The 20619-nt window shown below is 38.2% G+C and carries 17 protein-coding genes and 1 riboswitch; of the genes, 11 read left to right on the top strand and 6 right to left on the bottom strand.

The annotated features are described in order from the left end of the window. Positions 1-5 precede the first annotated feature (5 nt). Entirely contained in the window at positions 6-1370 is a 1365-nt protein-coding gene (locus ABEA36_RS11635; protein WP_345492348.1) for an FAD-binding oxidoreductase, read from the top strand. A gap of 83 nt (positions 1371-1453) precedes the next feature. Here the strand turns inward: ABEA36_RS11635 and ABEA36_RS11630 are convergent, their stop codons facing one another. The 4 genes from ABEA36_RS11630 to thiM all read right to left on the bottom strand — a co-directional run bounded on the left by ABEA36_RS11630 (position 1454) and on the right by thiM (position 6849). Continuing rightward, a complete protein-coding gene (locus ABEA36_RS11630) occupies positions 1454-4225 on the bottom strand; it encodes an autotransporter outer membrane beta-barrel domain-containing protein (RefSeq protein WP_345492346.1) in 2772 nt (923 codons plus the stop codon). Between the two features lie 375 nt (positions 4226-4600). After that, positions 4601-5392, bottom strand: a complete 792-nt coding sequence (gene thiD / locus ABEA36_RS11625; protein ID WP_345492344.1) for a bifunctional hydroxymethylpyrimidine kinase/phosphomethylpyrimidine kinase — start codon at positions 5390-5392, stop codon at positions 4601-4603. A 3-nt stretch (positions 5393-5395) separates the two neighbouring features. Continuing rightward, complete coding sequence (thiE, locus tag ABEA36_RS11620; RefSeq protein ID WP_345492342.1) at positions 5396-6049, bottom strand: thiamine phosphate synthase; 654 nt, start codon at positions 6047-6049, stop codon at positions 5396-5398. Then, on the bottom strand, positions 6046-6849 hold the full coding sequence (gene thiM, locus ABEA36_RS11615) for a hydroxyethylthiazole kinase (RefSeq protein ID WP_345492340.1): 804 nt from the start codon (positions 6847-6849) through the stop codon (positions 6046-6048). The genes thiE and thiM overlap by 4 nt, the downstream gene beginning before the upstream one ends. 39 nt (positions 6850-6888) lie before the next feature. Next, positions 6889-6998, bottom strand: a riboswitch (TPP riboswitch). 200 nt (positions 6999-7198) lie between these two features. On the opposite strand from thiM, the gene gutQ reads away from it, so the two are divergent. The 9 genes from gutQ (at position 7199) to ABEA36_RS11570 (ending at position 15532) form a co-directional block, all read left to right on the top strand. Continuing rightward, on the top strand, positions 7199-8176 hold the full coding sequence (gutQ, locus tag ABEA36_RS11610; protein WP_345492338.1) for an arabinose-5-phosphate isomerase GutQ: 978 nt from the start codon (positions 7199-7201) through the stop codon (positions 8174-8176). Between the two features lie 249 nt (positions 8177-8425). After that, the gene (gene aroK / locus ABEA36_RS11605) at positions 8426-8947 is read left to right on the top strand and encodes a shikimate kinase AroK (protein WP_345492336.1); all 522 of its coding nucleotides are present in this window, start codon (positions 8426-8428) and stop codon (positions 8945-8947) included. A 48-nt stretch (positions 8948-8995) separates the two neighbouring features. Next, positions 8996-9733, top strand: coding sequence for an SPOR domain-containing protein (locus tag ABEA36_RS11600; RefSeq protein WP_345492334.1), 738 nt, complete (start codon positions 8996-8998; stop codon positions 9731-9733). Between the two features lie 43 nt (positions 9734-9776). Continuing rightward, complete coding sequence (gene dam, locus ABEA36_RS11595) at positions 9777-10586, top strand: adenine-specific DNA-methyltransferase (RefSeq protein ID WP_345492332.1); 810 nt, start codon at positions 9777-9779, stop codon at positions 10584-10586. A gap of 106 nt (positions 10587-10692) precedes the next feature. After that, entirely contained in the window at positions 10693-11364 is a 672-nt protein-coding gene (gene rpe, locus ABEA36_RS11590; protein ID WP_345492330.1) for a ribulose-phosphate 3-epimerase, read from the top strand. A 5-nt stretch (positions 11365-11369) separates the two neighbouring features. Next, a complete protein-coding gene (locus tag ABEA36_RS11585) occupies positions 11370-12059 on the top strand; it encodes a phosphoglycolate phosphatase (protein ID WP_345492328.1) in 690 nt (229 codons plus the stop codon). A 32-nt stretch (positions 12060-12091) separates the two neighbouring features. After that, a complete protein-coding gene (trpS, locus tag ABEA36_RS11580; protein WP_345492326.1) occupies positions 12092-13090 on the top strand; it encodes a tryptophan--tRNA ligase in 999 nt (332 codons plus the stop codon). A 31-nt stretch (positions 13091-13121) separates the two neighbouring features. Continuing rightward, complete coding sequence (gene trkA, locus ABEA36_RS11575) at positions 13122-14489, top strand: Trk system potassium transporter TrkA (protein ID WP_345492324.1); 1368 nt, start codon at positions 13122-13124, stop codon at positions 14487-14489. A gap of 20 nt (positions 14490-14509) precedes the next feature. Further along, a complete protein-coding gene (locus ABEA36_RS11570; RefSeq protein ID WP_345492322.1) occupies positions 14510-15532 on the top strand; it encodes a DUF481 domain-containing protein in 1023 nt (340 codons plus the stop codon). Positions 15533-15551: 19 nt separating this feature from the next. On the opposite strand, the gene ABEA36_RS11565 is transcribed toward ABEA36_RS11570, so the two are convergent. Then, complete coding sequence (locus ABEA36_RS11565; protein WP_345492320.1) at positions 15552-17453, bottom strand: ABC transporter ATP-binding protein; 1902 nt, start codon at positions 17451-17453, stop codon at positions 15552-15554. A gap of 231 nt (positions 17454-17684) precedes the next feature. Between ABEA36_RS11565 and ABEA36_RS11560 the strand changes: the two genes are divergently transcribed. Next, positions 17685-18842, top strand: a complete 1158-nt coding sequence (locus ABEA36_RS11560) for a sugar diacid recognition domain-containing protein (protein WP_345492318.1) — start codon at positions 17685-17687, stop codon at positions 18840-18842. A 68-nt stretch (positions 18843-18910) separates the two neighbouring features. Here ABEA36_RS11560 and garD read toward each other — a convergent pair whose 3' ends face one another. Further along, positions 18911-20461, bottom strand: coding sequence for a galactarate dehydratase (gene garD / locus ABEA36_RS11555; protein WP_345492316.1), 1551 nt, complete (start codon positions 20459-20461; stop codon positions 18911-18913). Between the last annotated feature and the right edge of the window lie 158 nt (positions 20462-20619).

Raw genomic sequence — 20619 nt, 5'->3', positions numbered from 1 at the left:
AAGACATGAAACAGATAATGGAAATGATCAATGATCCACAACGCGTCATCACAAAAAGTTGGATTGAATCCTCCTATTTGAGTGATGGGCTAAAACTTGAACACGGTCAAGCTGACCTATTAGTTTTACCCAAAACGACTCAAGAAGTGGCAAAAATTATGCACTATGCTAACCAAAATGGAATTAGTGTTACGCCACGGGGTGCCGGTTCAAACTTGGTCGGTTCAACCATTCCAAATGGAGGCATAATCTTAGACTTATCATTAATGAATAATATCATCGAATTAGATAAGGAGACTTTCACTGTCACAGTCCAATCAGGTGTCTTTTTAAGTGACTTACAACAATACGTTGAACAACATCATCTATTCTATCCCCCCGATCCAGGTGAAAAAAAATCAACAATTGGCGGAAATGTTAGTACCAATGCTGGTGGCATGAGAGCGGTAAAATATGGGGTGACACGTGATTATGTACAAGCACTTGAAGTAGTATTAGCCGATGGTACCATCTTAAATATTGGTAGTAAAAATATTAAAGATAATACTGGGTTATCACTCAAGCATCTGTTTATTGGGAGCGAAGGGACACTTGGCGTTATCACTCAGTGTACTTTAAAACTGATCGCAAAGCCTAGCATTATAGAAACCATGATTGTGGGTTTTACCTCCATAGAACAAGCGATAGCCAATATCACCAAAGTGTTACAAACCTTAACGCCAACCGCACTTGAGTTTGTTGAGCAGAAAGTGGCTAAATGGGGTGAGAATTATTCAGGTTTTGAGTTTCCATTGCCGGACTCACAAGCCTATTTGATTATTATGCTCGACGGCAATGATCGAAACGCCATTGATAAACAACGTGAGCAATTACTGACGACCCTCGGTAATGTGCCCTATGTAATCCCTAAAACACCAGCTGAAGCGGCTCAAATCTGGGCTATTCGTGGTTCATTAGTGCGTGCAGTTGAAGCCGTTACTCAACAAGATCCGATTGACATCGTCGTCCCAATTAACAGAATTGCTGATTTTGTTAATTTTACCAAGCAACTAGAAATCGAAAGCGGTGTAAGAATGTTAGCCTTTGGTCATGCTGGCGATGGTAACGTACATTTATGTATTTTACGCGATGAACTTGATGAAGCCCAGTGGGCGATTAAGTTGCAACAAGTACACGATGCACTCTACCAAAAATGCCATGAATTAAAAGGATTACCATCAGCAGAACATGGTATCGGGACGGCAAAAGTGAAATATTTTAATGCCGCAATTCCATTGGAAAACCGCTTAATGATGCAAAAAATCAAGCAGAGTTTTGACCCAAATAATATTCTTAATAATCAAGTGTATATTAAAGGTAATCATCATTAATCCGGCTTCATCACTTTTTTTCTAATAAAAAAAATGCCTTATTATCTCTAATAAGGCATAAATTTTAATACAATAATGTATTATTAAAACGTGTAACGTATACCTAATGTTGCTTGCGTATCTCGGTTACTATGCTGACCTTGTTGGTGAGCAACATTTCCCCACATTGATAAGGCATCGCTCATTTTAACATTCAAGCCCACTTTTAACTCAGCAAGATCTTTACTACCCTGTTGATAAATCGTTGTATCATTCATCGTTACCCCATATTGGCGACTATTATGAATCCAACTTAACGCAACATAAGGTTGAAAATGACGCGGATCATTAAGGTCTAAATAACTTTTACTATCAATAAATAATCGCACACCAAGACGCGTTTGAATATTATTTTTACCTTCACCGCTGACCTGAGTTAAATTACGTTCTTGATGATCATCAGTTTTAACCCCTAACCAACTAATCTGAGCCTCTGGTTGTAAGTAAATTTGATTTTCCAATCCAGCCAGTGTGTGGTAGCTGCCTAATTTAGCACGATAACCACCTTCAAATGACACATTAACACCATGACTTTTATACCGTTCAGCGCCACTATCGGTATCAACTTGGTTATTAAACCAGTTGTACTGAAGGTAACCGGCAGTATATAACCCGACTAATTGACCCGCATCTTGCTGCCAGCCACCATAGATACCCACGCTATAACCAGTAATATGGCTTCTAGATTGATAATCAGAGACACGATTATACGTTTTAGCTTGTTGATTAGCATAACCCGCCATTAAACCAAATTGGTATTTATCCCGTTGGTCCGTTGAACCGGAAATAACATCACCGCCAAGTTGAACAACATAACGAGAGGCATTCACTTGATTCTGATTATCCGATAAATTAAATTGGCGATAACCCGCTTGCTGACGCAACCACATTCCATGATTGTTTTGACGAGTTAACTGATCAGTGCCGATATAATCTTGCTGATTAAGGTTAAATAACGTATTACTAGCAATCATATTTGCAACATAACCACCAACTTCTGGGCGGAAAGTAGACTTCGCTAAATACCAATCTGCATCACTTTGTTCGAGACGATAATCATATGCCCCCCCCACAATGCGCCCGCCTTGTACGAAAGCATCTTCATCAGAAGACCCCGTACTAATGACTTTAATTTTATCTAATTGTGGCTGTCCACCTAAATAACGTGCTGTGACATAGCTCGTACCCGATACATGACCTGTAATCGTGAAGACATTATCGTCTGATGCTTGATCTAACATAATGGTGTCTAAGACAACGTTCGCATTATCACCGACAAAGTCACCATCAACGGTTAAAGCCCCACCTTGTTGATAGTTACCTGAATAAATCGTTGAACCACTTGCTGCATTAATTGATCCGACGGTACCTGTGCCAATCACGACACCCGTTGAATTCACATAAATGGTACCACCAATTTCTGCATCACTTTTTACGCTTAAGATCCCATCATTATATATATTACCGCTAAACGTTGATGAATCTGACATTAAATTTATGATGCTATTTTCCGCGATATTAATCATACCGCTACCTGTTATCGAACCAATAAAATCAGTTCTACCATCAGTGATTGAAACGTCACCATTATTATTAACTTGTGACGTAATTTGATTACTCCCACTTAATGTAACTTGGCCGTTTTGAACATTATTTAAAATACCGTCATTAATCGTCACATTATTAATAAATAACTCACCATTATTATTAATTTGACCATTAGTGATATTGAAATTGCCGCTTAAATAAAATTTACCCGCATTATTTATCATGACATCTTTAGCCGTTGTGCCTTTTTCTTCGGTACAACCCAGAGCAAGAGTACAATCGCCAACGATTAGCGTTGCTCCTTCACCATTTTCAACTTGAGCACCGGTGATATCATTACCATAAGCAAAAAATTTCGCAGACTCTCCAGTATTGTTCAGATTCGCGTTTTGTACAGAATTTTGTAAAGCAGCGACAGTACCATTATTATTTGTAATGGTTGCACCATTGGCCAAATTGTTTTGAAATGTCATCGTGCCTTGGTTATTCGTTAACGTAGCGTCTTGAACTGAGTTATTGACAGCAGTTACAGTACCATTATTATTCGTAATTGTAGCACCATTAGCTAAATTACCCTGTAATGCCATCGAGCCTTCATTATTAACCAATGTTGCATCTTGAGCTGAACTATCTTCAATAAGAATATAACTGTTGCTGCCAGTATTTGTTACTTTTGCTTGGTTTGCATTATTATGGTTAACATAAACCGTACCACCGTCACTATTATTGAGTTCAACACCTACCGCATAGTTGTTATAGAGTACTGAATATGCATTTTCACCTTGAGTATTTAATATAATGCCGCCACCAGACACATTATTACCCTCATAAAGTTTAACAACAGGCGCAACATCTGCACCAGCAATCGAACTGTAGGTATTATTACTATCTTGGCTACCAAAGTAACTTTGATCAAAAACATGGCCAGTTAAAGCACCGGTTGGATCGACAAATGATATTTGCCCTGTCTCTTCATCATAGTGTAAATAAGGATTCGGCGTATCTTGGCTACTATACTTATAGTTAAATCCAGAGTTTTCAGCAGTTGGCATTGGATTATCATCTGCCCATGCGGGTGCAATGCAGCCAATTAATAAACTTAATGTCGATAATGTATATTTTCGGCTCAAAATAAGTTTTGAGTTTCGTTTAAAATATGCGCGGTTATGTCTATCATTTTTACCACTGAGATAAGGGTAACAGGACGGAGAGTCGGATAATGCTGCATGAGTAACAGCATTCCGATTAGAAATCGTTTTATTTTTCATCATTTTTTCCGATATTAATTAAAGTGAGTTATCTGTCAGTTTTGCATCAAAAGATATTATCCATTTGAATTATAACTAATTACCCTTATTCCTTAATTGTTCAGAGAGAAAAGTTATCGCATCATGACTTAAAATTATATTTATTTTTATTTTTATTTTTATTTTTATTTTATCAGCTTAGCAAGCTTTATAAAAAAATACAATTGATGAATATCAAAAATAAATAAAAAAACGATTAAAATTAAACAATTAAAACCGATTATCGCTTAAGATAATCATTATTTTTAAAACATTAAAATAAACAATAAAATAAGCAATTTTTTAGAATTTAAGGCACTTATTTTACTTTAAAAAATATCTTTTAAAGAACAAACACTACCACCAATGATGAAAATGATGAGTAGGTCCAATTCCTTTTCCAATATGTAATGTATCAGCATGTTCAATCGCGCCATTTAGGTAATGCTTAGCCTGCTCAACCGCCTCAATCAATGGCATTGTAGGTAGTAAAGCCGTCAGTGCTGCCGATAATGTGCAGCCAGTACCATGAGTATTTTTAGTTTTGATTCTTGGTGCATTAAATCGACTAACTTGATGTTCAGTAATCAAATAGTCAGGACTTTGATCACAGGCCAAATGGCCGCCTTTCATTAATACCGCTTGGCAGCCAAACTGAAGTAACGCCTTACCCTGCGCTAACATCTGTTTTTCATTAGTTGCCTCATCACAATTAAGTAAGGCTGCGGCTTCAGGTAAATTTGGTGTAATAATCGTTGATAGTGGAATCAAATATTGTCGAATCGCCTCAATCGCCTCATCGCGCAATAATGCTTGTCCTCCCTTCGCTATCATGACGGTATCTAAAACGGTATAAGGAACTGGATATTGATTTAGCATATGACTGACCGCGTAGACGATCTCTTTATTCATCAACATCCCTATTTTTATACTTTCAATCGGACTATCGCGCATAATTGAATAATATTGTTGTTTCACAAAATCAGCAGGAACAGCCAATACACCATCCACACCTTGGGTGCTTTGTGCCGTTAAAGCGGTAATGACTGACATGCCATAGGCTCGCAAAGCGGAAAATGTTTTGAGATCTGCTTGAATTCCAGCGCCGCCGCTCGGATCTGAGCCTGCAATCGTTAAAGCTATCGGCATAAACTAGCTCCTTAACATTCGTGTCTGGTAAATAGCGTGGCTCAATTCGGTTGTGGCGAATTTAATATCGCGTTGACCACATATTGCTGACACCACCGCAATGCCATCGATTCCTGTTTGAATAACCGCTTTTACATTGCTTAAATTTATCCCGCCAATCCCAACTGCTGGACATTTTCTTTGTATTATTAGTTGTGAAAATTGCGCAAGTCCTAATGCGGGTGCAGCATCTTTTTTTGAGGTAGTAGGGAAAACAGGGCCAATGCCTAAATAGTTAATGTCAGGCCATACAACATCGCTAAGTTGTTGTTGATTCGATACTGATAGTCCGATCATCTTGTCAGGTCCAATCAACCGACGAACAACATGCACTGGTAAATCATTTTGCCCAACATGGACCCCATCCGCATCAACGGCTAAAGCAATATCAATTTGATCATTAATGATTAGTGGCACAGGCGTGTTCATTAATAGTTGCTTCAATGCTAAAGCAGCCAAATACCAATCTCTACGATGGAACATCTGTTCAGCACGAAGTTGCACTGCCGTCACACCATTACCTACCGCAATTTTTGTGGTATTAACTAATCCCTCAATGCCACCACATAACGTTGGATCCAGCACCAAATAAAGTGATAAATTTAACTGTTTTTTCATGCGCTTTCCCCCCTAGCAAGAGCGAGCTTAATCAATGAGATTTGATCAAGTAGAGAAACCGCAAATGACCCCATACCTTGGCTTTTATTTGCCAATTCTGCGGCCCTTTTCATCACTAAACACGCGGCGGCAGTGGCACTGAATTTATCATTAACATTAGTAACAAATGCAGCAACAAGGGCTGATAATGAACAACCTGCACCTGTCACGCGTGTTAATGCAACATCTCCACCGCTAATCGAATAAACCCGCTTACCATCAGTGATATAATCAATCTGCCCCGTGACAGCAACAATAGTTTGATATTCGATCGCTAATTGTCTGGCTGCACACAGTGCAGATTGAGTACTATCTTGACTATCAGGGCCTTTTGATAATGATTTTTGGTTGGCTAAAACTAAAATTTCAGATGCATTTCCACGAATCACAGACGGTTTAAATGTTAACAACTGTTGCGTAATATCTGTTCGATAGGGTAATGCGCTACTCACGGCAACAGGATCAAGTACCCAAGGGGTTTGCGATTGCATTGCAGAACGAACCGCCAGTAGCATACTTTTGGCTGACGGTGCAGTGATGGTACCAATGTTAATTAATAAACTATCGGATACCTCAACAAAATCGCTGACTTCCTCTTTAGCAACCACCATTGCAGGTACCGCGCCGATTGCTAATAAAACATTAGCCGTAAAATTTTGTACTACATCATTGGTAATACAATGCACTAGCGGTTTGTGATTTTGCAGCTGTTGCAGATAATAAATAGCATCAATAGTCTTAAATGGAATAATCGTTGGCATGCTTCCTCCTCTTTATATGTGTAGAGAAGAATAGCCAATCAAGGTGAGCTATGACTTCCCTACGCTGGTATGAGCCAGATCAGGTTCTACGGGTAAAGTCTCAGCCACATTGCGTAAAAAACAAACGCGTGACACCCCGAGTCAAATACTATTATGACCCGTTAATGTCAGATGATCAACTTATCTTACGAGGGAGGATGAAAATACATTATTGTTAATAATCATAACACTAAAATATTTTCTATAATTACTGATGATTACTTGATACACTACCGAGCGTTACTGACTAATGATTGGTTGATATTTATATCAAATATTAAAAATAAGATTTTACAGTAAGGTTAAAAGAATGAACTCAACAAATCGCAATAAACTGCTGCAATATGGTCGCGAACTTCTCGAACTCGAACTATATGAGGCTCAAAAGTTACCAACACGTCTTGGTGATGATTTTGTTAAAGCATGTGAATTAATATTGTCGATTAAAGGCAAAGTGGTTGTGTCAGGCATTGGGAAATCCGGCCATATTGGTAAAAAAATTGCCGCATCATTAGCAAGCACAGGGACACCTGCATTTTTTATGCACCCATCAGAGGCATTGCACGGCGACTTAGGGATGGTGACAGAAAATGATATTGTCATACTCATCTCCTATTCTGGTCGTGCAAAAGAGTTTAACTTGATATTACCCATACTCAAAGAGATGAAAGTCCCCGTGATTGCCATTACTGGTGGATTAACGTCTCCTTTAGCTAAATCCGCAGATGCACTATTGGATATTAGTATTGAAAAAGAAGCATGCCCAATGGGGTTGGCACCAACATCAAGCTCAACAAATACATTATTAATGGGTGATGCCTTAGCCATTGCTTTGATGCGTATCAAAGAGTTTAAAGAGGAAGATTTTGCGCGTTCGCATCCAGCAGGTAGCTTAGGGGCAAAATTGCTTAATCATGTTAAAGATGTCATGCGTACTGGTGAGCGAGTACCTAAAATTAGTGAGCATACTACCGTATTTGATGCAATGTTAGAATTAAGTCGTACCGGTCTTGGTCTTGTTGCTGTTTGTAACCAAAATAATCAAATTATTGGTGTTTTCACTGATGGTGACTTACGTCGATTACTACTCAATCATGGTACACTACAAGATGAGATTACACATGTTATGACCAAACCAGGTTATCGCCTTCCTGAAAGCTGGAAAGCGATAGAAGCACTAAAATCATTTAATGATCATAATATTACAGCCGCTCCTGTTGTTGATCATGACGGGAAATTAGTTGGCGCATTAAACATTCATGATTTGCATCTGGCTGGCATTCATTAATAGTCAAGAACGATTAACTAATTTATTTAGATTGAGAATATTGATGAATAAGCTATCATAGTAGCGATCAGTTATTCATTAAAAGTAATATCTAAAATTCCTATTGCAAAATAGGACTATCTCCTGCGATAATTATCGCCCTAAAATTTGGTCGTTAGACGGAGACTATGACTAACTATTACAGTTTACAACAGTATTGTTGGCAATAAACTGTATATATTTTTAACTTATACAGATGATGAAATTACAATGGCAGAGAAGCGTAATATCTTTTTAATTGGCCCAATGGGTGCAGGTAAAAGTACGATTGGTAGGCAGATTGCACAACAGCTTGGCATGGAATTTTTTGATTCAGATCAAGAAATTGAAAGACGAACCGGCGCAGATATTGCCTGGATTTTTGATCTGGAAGGTGAAGATGGCTTCCGGGCAAGAGAAGAGAAAGTTATTAACGAGCTTACGGAAAAACAAGGTGTTGTCCTTGCAACAGGCGGCGGATCAATCTTATCAAAAGAGACTCGTAATCGTTTATCAGCGCGAGGGATTGTTGTTTATTTAGAAACGACCATCGAAAAACAGATGGCTCGCACACAAAAAGATAAACGCCGTCCATTACTTGAAGGTAATAATACACCGAGAGAGCGTTATGAAGAACTTGCTGGTGAACGTGTTCCTTTATATGAAGAAATTGCTGACATCACAATAAGAACAGATGAGCAAAGCGCTAAAGGTGTAGCAAGTTACATCATTGAAAAAATTGAGCAAATATAATAAGTTATATTATTCAATTTTAAGTACTTAGCGTAAAAGGAGATAAAAGTGAACGAGTCCATTCGCCCTGATAAAGAAGATCGATATGTTTCAGAAAGTTCTCCTAAAAAAACAGTCTCACCTAAGTCTGATAATCCACTTCTATCAAAAAGAAAGTGGATTATCTTAATCTTATTATTACTGATTCTCTTACTATCCTTAAGCTTTGTGTTATTTAAATCAGATACGTCTGATTCATCTTCACAACAAAATAATACTAATCCAGCCTTAAACAATCATGCTGCTGACCTTGAGTATCAGACGATAGTACCTCCAAAAATTTCTCGCGAAGCGACGCAAACGCAACAAAATACAGCGCCTGATAAAGAACGCATTGAAATCCCAGGTGAAGTCGCTGATATTTTAGCAGATAAAATAACTGAGCTTAATACGCACCCCAAAAGTAGTGAAACAGTACTCTTTGAAGGCCAAAGCAATAATGTTGATCAAAACATCAAAGAGCTCCCTTTACAAAAAGTGTTAGAAAATAATCATTATACGATTCAAATTACCTCTTCTTCCTCGCTGGAAAGCATAATGACATTTGTAAAACAACAAAAATTATCTAACTACCAAATTTATGAAACACGTCGTGAGCAAAAACCTTGGTTTGTCTTAATAAAAGGCAACTACCCTACGATTGAAGAAGCGAAAGACGCCGCTAAATTACTTCCGCAAGATCTACAAAAAAGCACGCCATGGATCAAATCAGGTGCACAAGTCAACAAAGAGAAATTATCCCAATGATCACAATTTCACCTTCATTTGATGTAAAAAATAGGAGCCTTATTTGAAAAAGCAACGTGCTTTTCTTAAATGGGCAGGTGGAAAATATTCACTTGTTGATAAAATCATAAAATACTTACCGGAGGGAGATGCATTAATCGAACCTTTTGTCGGTGCTGGCTCTGTGTTTCTTAATACCAATTATGAACGTTATATTTTGGCTGATATAAACCACGACCTAATCTCGCTGTTTAATATCATAAAAAAACAGCCAGATAAATTCATTGAAGATGCTAAGCTACTGTTTACTCAGCAAAATAATCAAACAGCTGCATTTTACCAATTAAGAGAACTGTTTAATCGCAGTGAAAGTGCTTACCAAAGAGCATTACTGTTTCTGTATTTAAACCGTCACTGTTACAACGGATTATGTCGCTACAATAGTAGTGGCGAATATAATGTACCTTTTGGTCAGTATAAAAATATCTATTTTCCGGAAAGAGAAATTATGGCTTTCTCAGAAAAAGCGCAAAAAGCAGAATTCGTTTGTGCGCCCTACCATAAAGTGATGAAAAAAGCGAAAGAGGGATCCGTTGTTTACTGTGATCCACCTTACGTCCCCCTTTCGGAAAGTTCAAACTTTACAGCTTACTATTCGATTGATTTTAGTATTAATGATCAAAAACGCCTTGCTGCTTTAGCTGAAAAATTAGCGAAACAAAATATTCCCGTACTCATCTCAAATCATGATACAACTCACACACGTAGCTGGTACCAAAAAGCGGATATCTATTCGGTTGAAACGCGACGTTCAATCAGCTGTGATGGTCAAGGCCGTAAAAAAATTGATGAATTATTAGTCTTGTATTCGTAGAATCCCAAAGGGATTAAGTAGTCGTTATCACTAAGATATTATATAATCAATCACAATAAGATAATTTCGTCTTTCTTCAACATAAATACTGAAGAGGTTAAGAATAATGAAAAAGTTTTTAATTGCACCATCAATATTGTCTGCTGATTTTGCGCGTTTAGGCGAAGATACTCAAAAAGTCCTTGATGCAGGTGCTGATGTGGTACATTTTGATGTGATGGATAACCACTACGTGCCAAATTTAACTATGGGCCCTATGTTTTGTAAAGGGCTGCGTGATTATGGCATTACTGCCCCCATCGATGTCCATCTTATGGTATCTCCCGTTGATGAACTAGTAACCGCGTTTGCGAAAGCGGGTGCAAACAATATTTCAATTCACCCAGATGCAACAACGCATTTAGATCGTTCAATACAACTTATCAAAGATCAAGGTTGCACTGCGGGTATCGTATTGAACCCGGCAGTATCCCTTGATTGCTTGGATTACATCATTGATAAAGTTGATCTCATTCTTATTATGAGCGTTAACCCAGGCTTTGGCGGACAAGCCTTTATTCCGTATATCCTCAAAAAAATTGCGCAAACACGTAAAATGATTAATGACTCTGGTCGTCAAATTCGATTAGAAGTCGATGGCGGTGTTAAAATTGATAATATTGCTGAAATTGCTAAAGCGGGCGCTGATATGTTCGTTGCTGGCTCAGCAATCTTTGGTCATCCTGACTATAAAACTGTCATTGACGCAATGCGCCAACAATTAGCGACTGTAGCGTGATTATCATGAATAAACTAAACGATATCCAAGCGATTGCCTTTGATCTTGATGGCACATTGGTTGATAGTGTACCAGGGCTTGCCTTAGCTGCACAGCGTATGCTTGATGACTTATCACTACCGACGGTCAGCAATGAACAAGTGAAAAACTGGGTGGGTAATGGGGTAGATGTTTTGCTTGAACGTATCTTAAAAAGCGTCAATGGCTCAGAAAGTGTATTTGAACACGCTAAACAACTATTTAATCGCCATTATGATGATGTTATCGATCAGGGTACACAACTTTTTCCACATGTCATTAGCACATTAGCGTATTTAAAACAAAACCAATACCCAATGGCATTAGTCACCAATAAACCAAAGCAATTCTTGCCCGCATTATTAAAATCACTTCAATTAGAGCCTTATTTTTCGCTCGTATTAGGTGGTGGTGATGTGATAAAACTTAAGCCTCATCCCGCACCATTATACCAAGTCATGGCGACATTTGGTCTTTACCATGACCAATTATTATTTGTGGGTGATTCAAAAAATGATATTTGTGCAGCTAAAAATGCACAGTGCAAAACGGTTGGTTTAACTTATGGTTATAACTATGGTGAATCAATTACCGAAAGCCATCCTGATTATGTTTTTGATGACTTTAAAGATATCTTAACACTGTTACCTAGCCCCAAAGCGGAACCTAAAAAATAATACATCGAATTTTGACAAGACAGGACAATATTATGAGTAAACCAATTGTATTTAGTGGCGCACAACCTTCTGGCGAATTATCGTTAGGCAATTATATGGGTGCATTGAAAAATTGGGTTGCATTGCAAAATGAGTATGATTGTATCTACTGTATTGTGAATCAACATGCGATCACGGTACGTCAAGATCCTGAAAAATTAAAAAAAGCGACACTTGATACACTTGCTCTTTATTTAGCCTGTGGTATTGACCCAAACCTGAGTACTGTTTTTGTACAATCTCATGTCCCAGCTCACGCTGAACTTGCTTGGGTGCTAAATTGTTATACCTATTTTGGTGAACTCAGTCGCATGACTCAATTTAAAGATAAATCGGCCAGACATGCTGAAAATATCAATGCAGGTTTGTTTGACTATCCCGTATTAATGGCCGCAGATATTTTGATTTATCAAACTCATTTAGTGCCCGTTGGCGATGACCAAAAACAACATTTAGAATTATCAAGAGACATTGCAGCTCGTTTTAATGCACTATATGGTGATATTTTTAAAGTCCCTGAACCGTTTATTGCCAAAACTGGGGCACGGGTCATGTCACTGCAAGATCCGACTAAAAAAATGTCAAAATCAGATGATAATCGTAACAATGTGATTGGCTTACTTGAGAATCCTAAAGATATCGAGAAAAAGATTAAACGTGCTATGACTGACTCTGATGAACCACCAGTAATTCGCTACGATGTTAAAAATAAAGCCGGTGTTTCAAATTTATTAGATATTTTAAGTGGTATAACCGGCAAATCATTATCAACCTTAGAAAGTGAGTTTTCAGGTAAAATGTATGGTCATTTGAAAACCGAAGTTGCCACGCAAGTTTCAAGTATGCTTGGTGAATTACAAGCTCGCTATCATCAATTCCGAGATAATGAAAAGGTATTACAAGAAATTATGCAAGAAGGGGCTAAAAAAGCCAATATACGTGCACGAGAAACACTTGATAAAGTCTATGATGCTATTGGATTTGTTCGTTAGTGGATAACGATGAGATAACATTGGTTAAATTATGAAAATCATTATTCTTGGTGCGGGTCAAACAGGTAGTGCGCTGGCGGAGTATCTGGTCACTGAACATGAAAACGATGTGACTGTCGTCGATGAAGACGCAGAACAGTTACAATCATTACAAGAACGATTTGACTTACGCGTAATTCAAGGGAAAGTCTCTTATCCACAAGTGCTTGAAAATGCAGGGGCGGAAAGCGCAGATATGCTTGTTGCCGTTACGAACTCAGATGAAGCCAATATGCTTGCCTGTCAAATCGCCCACTCTTTGTTTAATATTCCACAAAAAGTGGCCCGTATTCGTGCCGTTGAATACAGTGATGATAAGTATCAGCTTTTCTCGATAGATAATGGTATTCCGATCGACCATATTATTTCACCTGAAATATTAATCACACAACATATTAGCCAACTTGTGCAATACCCAGGCGCACTCCAAATTGCCTCTTTTTATGAAAATAAAGTCTATTTAGTTGCGGTTACTGCATATTATGGTGGTGCTTTAGTTGGCAGTGAACTTTCTGAATTAAAAGAGCATCTACCACACGTTGATGTTAAAATTGTTGCAATTTATCGTCAAAACCGCTTTATTAGACCTATCGCTTCGACCATTATTGAAGCTGGTGATATGGTTTATTTTATTACTGAAGCATCCAATATTAAAGCGGTAACAAGCGAACTACAACGTTTAGAGAAACCCTATAAACGCATTATCATTAGTGGTGGTGGCAGTGTGGCCGTCGCATTAGCTAAACGACTAGAAAATGACTACCAAGTTAAACTCATTGAACGCAATGCGGCTAAAGCTGAGCTGATTGCCGAAAAACTGACGAATACAACAGTCTTACATGGTGAGTCCGCAGACCAAGAACTGTTATCACAAGAACAAGTTGAATTAATCGATCTTTTCATTGCGGTCACTAGCGACGATGAATCCAATATTATGTCATCTATGCTCGCAAAACGAATGGGCGCTAAAAAAGTGATCGTACTGATTCAACGGCAAGCTTATCTTGAGCTTATTAATGATAGTGTTATCGATATTGCCATTTCCCCACAACTTGCCACTATTTCAGCATTATTAAGTCATGTGAGGCAATCAGGAATAGCAAAAGTGGTTTCACTACGCCAAGGCACATCTGAAGTGATTGAAATAGTTGTGCATGGTGATAAAGATACATCAAAAATTATTGGTCGTTCAATAAATGACATTAAGTTGCCTTCCGGTGCAACGATTGGGGCAATAGTAAGAGGTGATGATGTTCTCATTACACAAAGTAATCTTATTATTGAAGATGATGACCACTTGATTATCTTTTTACCGGATAGAAAAGTGATCAATGATATTGAAAAATTACTCAATAATTAATTTAACATCATGCAGAGATTATGTTTTATAACCTAAAGCTATTTGTAACTTTATTGATTTTATTACCCTCACTTTGCTTTGCCGATACCGTGTGGATGAAAAATGGTGATATTATCACGGGAATTATTCAAGTCATCGACAGTAATAAAATGGTATTGGAAACCAAATATGCAGGCACCATTACCATTAAAGCGACAGAAGTTAAGACCCTAACAATTGATAAACCTGCCGTGGTTAAAAATGATCTGCATGCCGAAAAATTTTATATCAGCGAAATTAAGCCCTCTGAAGAACCAGGTGCGATGATCATCGTCGATAAACGCGGTGAAGAGCAAACCGTTTCAATTACAAATAACCTCATTTTATATAAACAGAAAATTAATGAATTCCTTGATGAAGTGACCTTTAATGGTAATATTAAAGGGGGATTTTTTTATGACAAAGGTACAAAAAAAACTGAGCAGTATATTTTTGATACAGATTTAACGGTCAAACACAGTTTATGGCGTCATAATATGTCAGTGAACTTACGCCGTAGCTTAAAAAATGACAGCGTAAGCAGTTACTATTACACCACACAATACACGGTTGATAAATTTATTGATCCCACAATTTTCTGGCAAACCAGTGTGCAATATAAGCATGATTGGATAGAAAAAATTGCGTCGAAAAAAAGTTTTGGTACAGGGCCTGGTTATCAATTATGGGATAATGAGCTCAGCTCATTTTCATTAGCCTTACTCCTCAACTATCAAGAAATGCATTATCAAGATGGTGATGAATCGCGCCACCCTTTGGCAACAACACGATGGAACTATCAACGTTTCTTTAGTGGTAAAGCAATTCGAATTTTTACCACGGGTTCAATTGGACGGAGCTTTGATGATACTGTCGCACTTGATCTTAGTGCCACACTTGGCGCCTCTTATAAAGTCACCGATTGGTTTATTATCAGTACGACCTTCAATAAAGATAAAAGTCGAACAAAAGATGGCAATAGTAATAATACCAACTACAATTTAGGCTTTGGTGTCAGTTGGTAAGAGGGATATTGCCAGTATACTAACTGGCAAAAGTATCAATTTGATTTTGTATATCCAGCCACTCAAGCTCTGTTTCCTCAAGCTCCGCTTTGATTTTACTTTGTTTGATCAGTAATTGAGTCAGTTGCTCTTTTTGTGATAATTCATAGATTGCAGCATCCCCTAATTGAGACTCGATACTTTGCAATTCTTGGGATAATTTATCCATATTTAACTCTAATTTTGCTAATGATTTTTTAAGCGGTTGCAGTTGTGCTCGTCGTTCAGCATCTTTCCTTTTCTGCTCTTTTTTATCATTAGCTGATACATTATTGACTAAAACATCAGGTGTCGTACTGTTATCGACTTTTTGACTATCATTTAACCATTTTTGATAATCCTCTAAATCACCATCAAACGGTTCTACCAACTTATCATGCACTAAATAAAACTCATCCGTTGTTGAACGTAGTAAATGACGATCATGAGAGACCACAACCAACGCACCTTCAAAATCAATTAATGCTTCAGTCAGCGCCTGCCGCATATCAAGATCAAGGTGGTTAGTCGGTTCATCAAGTAATAATAAATTAGGTTTATTCCAAACAATCAATGCCAGTACTAAACGAGCTTTTTCACCACCAGAAAATGTTCTGATGGGTTCACTCACTTTATCGCCACGAAAATCAAATCCGCCTAAATAATTACGTAATTCCTGCTCGGTATTTTTAGGTTCAGCCATTTGTGTAAGATGCCACAGGGGTGACTCATCTGCACGTAAATACTCTAACTGATGCTGAGCAAAATAACCTAATTGTACACCTTTAGCTAAATGAATCATGCCAGATAATGGTTGCAATTCACTGGCTAATAATTTGATTAAGGTCGATTTCCCCGCACCATTACGGCCAAGTAAGCCAATTCGAGAACCGGGTACAAGGTTAAGTTTTATTTTTTCTAAAATAATCTTGTCACCATAACCTGCTACCACCTTATCCATAGTCAGTAATGGGCTAGGTAACGAATCTGATGGACGAAAAGCAAAATGAAATGGATTATCGACATGGGCAGGTGCGATTTGTTCCATACGCTCAAGCATTTTAATGCGACTTTGTGCTTGTTTTGCTTTGGTCGCTTTAGCCCGAAAACGATCAATATAACTTTGCAAGTGTGCAACTTTGAGCTGTTGATGCTCATACAATGCTTGCTGTTGAGACAGCTTGGTTGCGCGTTGCACTTCAAATGAAGAATAATTACCCGAATATTCAAATAAGGTTTGTTGTTCAATATGAATAATTTTATCCACTAACGGATCGAGAAAATCACGGTCATGGGAAATTAGCAGTAACGTACCTGTATAATTTTTTAGCCATTTTTCTAGCCACATCACTGCATCAAGATCTAAATGGTTGGTGGGTTCATCAAGTAATAATAAATCAGAGCGACACATCAGTGCCTGAGCAAGATTAAGGCGCATCCGCCACCCACCCGAAAACGATTTTACTGGCTGGGTCAGCTGCTCTTGTGAAAAGCCTAAGCCGTTTAGTAATGATGCAGCACGAGGCAAAATGGTCCAAGCATCAATCACATCAAGTTTACTGTGGATTATTGCAATCAAGTTTCCATCATTGTGTTGATTTGCATCAGCAAGTTGCTGTTCAAGCCTTCGATACTCTCGGTCACCATCAATCACATACTCGATAGCGGCGATATCAACAGCAGGCGTCTCTTGATTAACCCATGCCAGTTCCCAATGATTGGGTATTGATAGTTCACCAGCATCAGCGACGATTTCACCTTTAATGAGGGCAAATAGGGTTGATTTACCACAACCATTTTTGCCAACAAGTCCCACTTTTTGACCTGGATTGATTTTTGCACTAGCATTATCTAATAGTAAGTTAATACCGCGACGAATTTGTATTGATGAAAGGATAATCATATTCTTGTTTCTAACATAACGTTTTATTGCCGTCTATCCTAACAAAATTTAAATAAAATAACGACTGACTTCACAAGCTTTTCTTAATCTTATTGCCATCAATAACCAATGTAATATGATACAAAGCATCAATCAGTAATAATGATTTGCGATATAGTGTAAAAATAGGTGCTATATCAAGTCAGCGAATAAAATACATTTAGCCTAATTCACACATTGAGATATTTTGTAATGAACAGTTACAACCTAACAAAACAGTTAGCACAAGAGATCGTTGATCGAACAATGAAAATCATTGATTGCAATATCAATGTCATGGACGCCAATGGTCGCATTATTGGTAGTGGTGATTTGGAGCGCATTGGTGAACTGCACGAAGGGGCCATGTTGGCCATTTCACAAAAACGCGTTGTATCAATTGATAGTGCTACCGCACAAAAACTGCAAGGGGTAAAACCAGGCGTCAATTTACCGCTCCAACTCAATGAACACGTTGTTGGCGTAATTGGCTTAACGGGTGAACCAACGAATATTACTCAATTTGGTAAACTGGTTTGCATGTCGGCTGAAATGATGATGGAACAAGCTCAATTACTCAATGAATTATCGCAAGATAATCGCATCAAAGAAGAGTTGATTCTATCATTAATTCAATCCGATAATTTAAACTCAAATTTGTCTGAATGGGTTAGTAAGCTTAATATTGACTTAGAGTTACCACGTGTTGCAGCCGTCGTTGAAATCGATAGTGGTCAACTCGGTATTGAAACAGCAATGAGTGAGCTGCAAAATTTACAAAATGCACTAGAGCTCATTGCTAAAAACAGTTTAGTCGCCATCAAGTCGCTAACCGAGATTGTCGTTTTAATGCCAGCACTTAACCGTTTTAATCGTTGGGATTTGAGTGAACATCAAAAAAAATTAGAAAACTTGATTACACAAATTAAAAACTCCAGTCCACTGCACATTCGCATCGCGCTCGGTAATTATTTTGCTCAAGGTAATGATAAAATAGCTAAGTCATACCAAACGGCTAAAACCACCATGATTATTGGTAAACAAAGAATGCCTGATGTGCGTAACTATTACTATCAGGAACTGATTTTACCTGTCTTGCTACATGGATTAAGCTATGATTGGCAAGCCGATGAGTTACTTTTACCCCTTCGAAAATTAAAACTCTCGGATAACAATGGTGTGCTACAAAAGACCTTGCAAACGTGGTTCAACTGCAATGTACAAAACAGCGAAACGGCAAATGCGTTATTTATTCATCGCAATACATTAGAGTATCGCCTCAATAAAATTGCTAAATTGACAGGTTTAAATCTTACTAAATTTGATGACCGCATACTGCTGTATATTGCTTTACAATTTGACCGAAATTGAACAATGAGCGAAATATCAGCCTTAGCAATGATCAATCCACACTATCATTGCTAAGGTAAATCCTATTTCTAAGTTACTGGTGCTGGATTGAATATTGCCAGAGGGTTATGTAATCCCCAATGGTCAGACCACGGTTTTTTCCCGCTGGCGACCGCTAAAATCAACTTAAATAGTCGCCAGCCAATATCATCAATCGTAGCTTGTCCGATGGCAATATCGCCAGCACTAATATCAATCAAGTCAAACCATTGCTCTGCAACAATATTACGACTCGACATTTTGATTACTGGCACCATAGCAAGCCCATAAGGGGTACCTCGGCCAGTTGTAAAAACTTGTACCGTAATACCTGATACGACTTGCTGTGCTCCACACACAAAATCGCTGGCTGGGGTTGCCGCAAAAATTAATCCTCGTTTTGTCGGCCTTTGACCTGGCGATAAGACTTCGACAATCGCACTTCTACCCGATTTTGCAATTGAGCCCATCGCTTTTTCAACAATATTATTTAAACCGCCTTTTTTATTACCGGGTGTCGTATTGGCACTACGATCCACTTTTCCGGCTGCCAAATAATCATCATACCATTGCATTTCACGGATTAGTGCTTGTCCAACATCTTGATTTGCCGCTCTCGGTGTTAAAAGATGAATACCATCGCGTACTTCTGTCACTTCAGAAAACATAACAGTAGCGCCACAACGCACCAATAGATCTGACGCAAAGCCAACTGATGGATTCGATGTGACCCCTGAAAACGCATCACTTCCACCACATTGCATACCGACCACTAATTCAGAGGCAGGAACGGTTTCACGCTGACGACCATTTAATCGGATAAGATGCCGTTCGGCAACGCGCATAATATGATCGACCATCGCTTTAAAGCCATGTTCATCTTGCAATGTTACAATATCATCCACACTTTCTAGTTTAATGGGAATCGTATCGGCGGTGCCCTTTAATAACCTTTCCGGTTGAAATTTTTCACACCCTAAACTGATGACCATAATTTCCCCACCAAAATTGGGATTTTTAGCCAAATTATGAATCGAACGAATGGGAACGATTGCGGCAGGAGCATCGATTGCTACACCACAACCATACAGATGCGTTAATGCGACAACACCATCAACATTTTGGTATTTAGGCAGTAAATCTCGTTCGATCAGTTTCGCAACGTGTTCAACGACACCTGACACACAATTAACGCTCATAGTAATACCAAGCAAATTACGCGTGCCAACACTACCATCAGCGTTGCGATATCCCTCAAAAGTATAACCGTCTAATGGTTCAAGGGGTTCGGGAACGTTGGTCGCTATGGGTAATTCATGTAATTGTGGTGCTGTTGGCATCTTAGTAACAGCTTCGTTAATCCAACTCCCCTGCTTGATATCAATCATGGCATAACCAATCACTTCACCATAACGAATAATCGGCTGCCCTTGTAAAATATCGTGTAAGGCGACTTTATGTCCTTGTGGAACATGTTCAATAAGTGTTAAACCATCAGAAAACACTGTCCCAGCAGGTAAACCCTCGTTATTTACCACAATTGCAACATTATCGATTGAGTTAATTTTTATATATAATGGCTCAGCATGCTTATGCTTCATTATCGTTATCTCCAGCTCACATTTATCACTCCATAATATTAAAGATAAAACGAATATCATATTGTGTAACTACACAATATTAATACATAAAAACCATTTATTTTTATTCATTTATCTATAACCATTTGACCTTCGTCACATAAAGCCTAGCACCGCAT

It is taken from the genome of Orbus sasakiae, from assembly GCF_039542345.1.
Taxonomy (GTDB): Bacteria; Pseudomonadota; Gammaproteobacteria; order Enterobacterales; family Orbaceae; genus Orbus; species Orbus sasakiae.
This window is presented reverse-complemented; position numbering and strand designations above follow the sequence as displayed.

Coding starts and splice junctions, on each gene's coding strand:
- ABEA36_RS11635 (WP_345492348.1), top strand. CDS start 6: ATGAAACAGATAATGGAAATGATCAATGATCCACAACGCGTCATCACA.
- ABEA36_RS11630 (WP_345492346.1), bottom strand. CDS start 4,225: ATGAAAAATAAAACGATTTCTAATCGGAATGCTGTTACTCATGCAGCA.
- thiD (WP_345492344.1), bottom strand. CDS start 5,392: ATGCCGATAGCTTTAACGATTGCAGGCTCAGATCCGAGCGGCGGCGCT.
- thiE (WP_345492342.1), bottom strand. CDS start 6,049: ATGAAAAAACAGTTAAATTTATCACTTTATTTGGTGCTGGATCCAACG.
- thiM (WP_345492340.1), bottom strand. CDS start 6,849: ATGCCAACGATTATTCCATTTAAGACTATTGATGCTATTTATTATCTG.
- gutQ (WP_345492338.1), top strand. CDS start 7,199: ATGAACTCAACAAATCGCAATAAACTGCTGCAATATGGTCGCGAACTT.
- aroK (WP_345492336.1), top strand. CDS start 8,426: ATGGCAGAGAAGCGTAATATCTTTTTAATTGGCCCAATGGGTGCAGGT.
- rpe (WP_345492330.1), top strand. CDS start 10,693: ATGAAAAAGTTTTTAATTGCACCATCAATATTGTCTGCTGATTTTGCG.
- ABEA36_RS11585 (WP_345492328.1), top strand. CDS start 11,370: ATGAATAAACTAAACGATATCCAAGCGATTGCCTTTGATCTTGATGGC.
- trpS (WP_345492326.1), top strand. CDS start 12,092: ATGAGTAAACCAATTGTATTTAGTGGCGCACAACCTTCTGGCGAATTA.
- trkA (WP_345492324.1), top strand. CDS start 13,122: ATGAAAATCATTATTCTTGGTGCGGGTCAAACAGGTAGTGCGCTGGCG.
- ABEA36_RS11570 (WP_345492322.1), top strand. CDS start 14,510: ATGTTTTATAACCTAAAGCTATTTGTAACTTTATTGATTTTATTACCC.
- ABEA36_RS11565 (WP_345492320.1), bottom strand. CDS start 17,453: ATGATTATCCTTTCATCAATACAAATTCGTCGCGGTATTAACTTACTA.
- ABEA36_RS11560 (WP_345492318.1), top strand. CDS start 17,685: ATGAACAGTTACAACCTAACAAAACAGTTAGCACAAGAGATCGTTGAT.
- garD (WP_345492316.1), bottom strand. CDS start 20,461: ATGAAGCATAAGCATGCTGAGCCATTATATATAAAAATTAACTCAATC.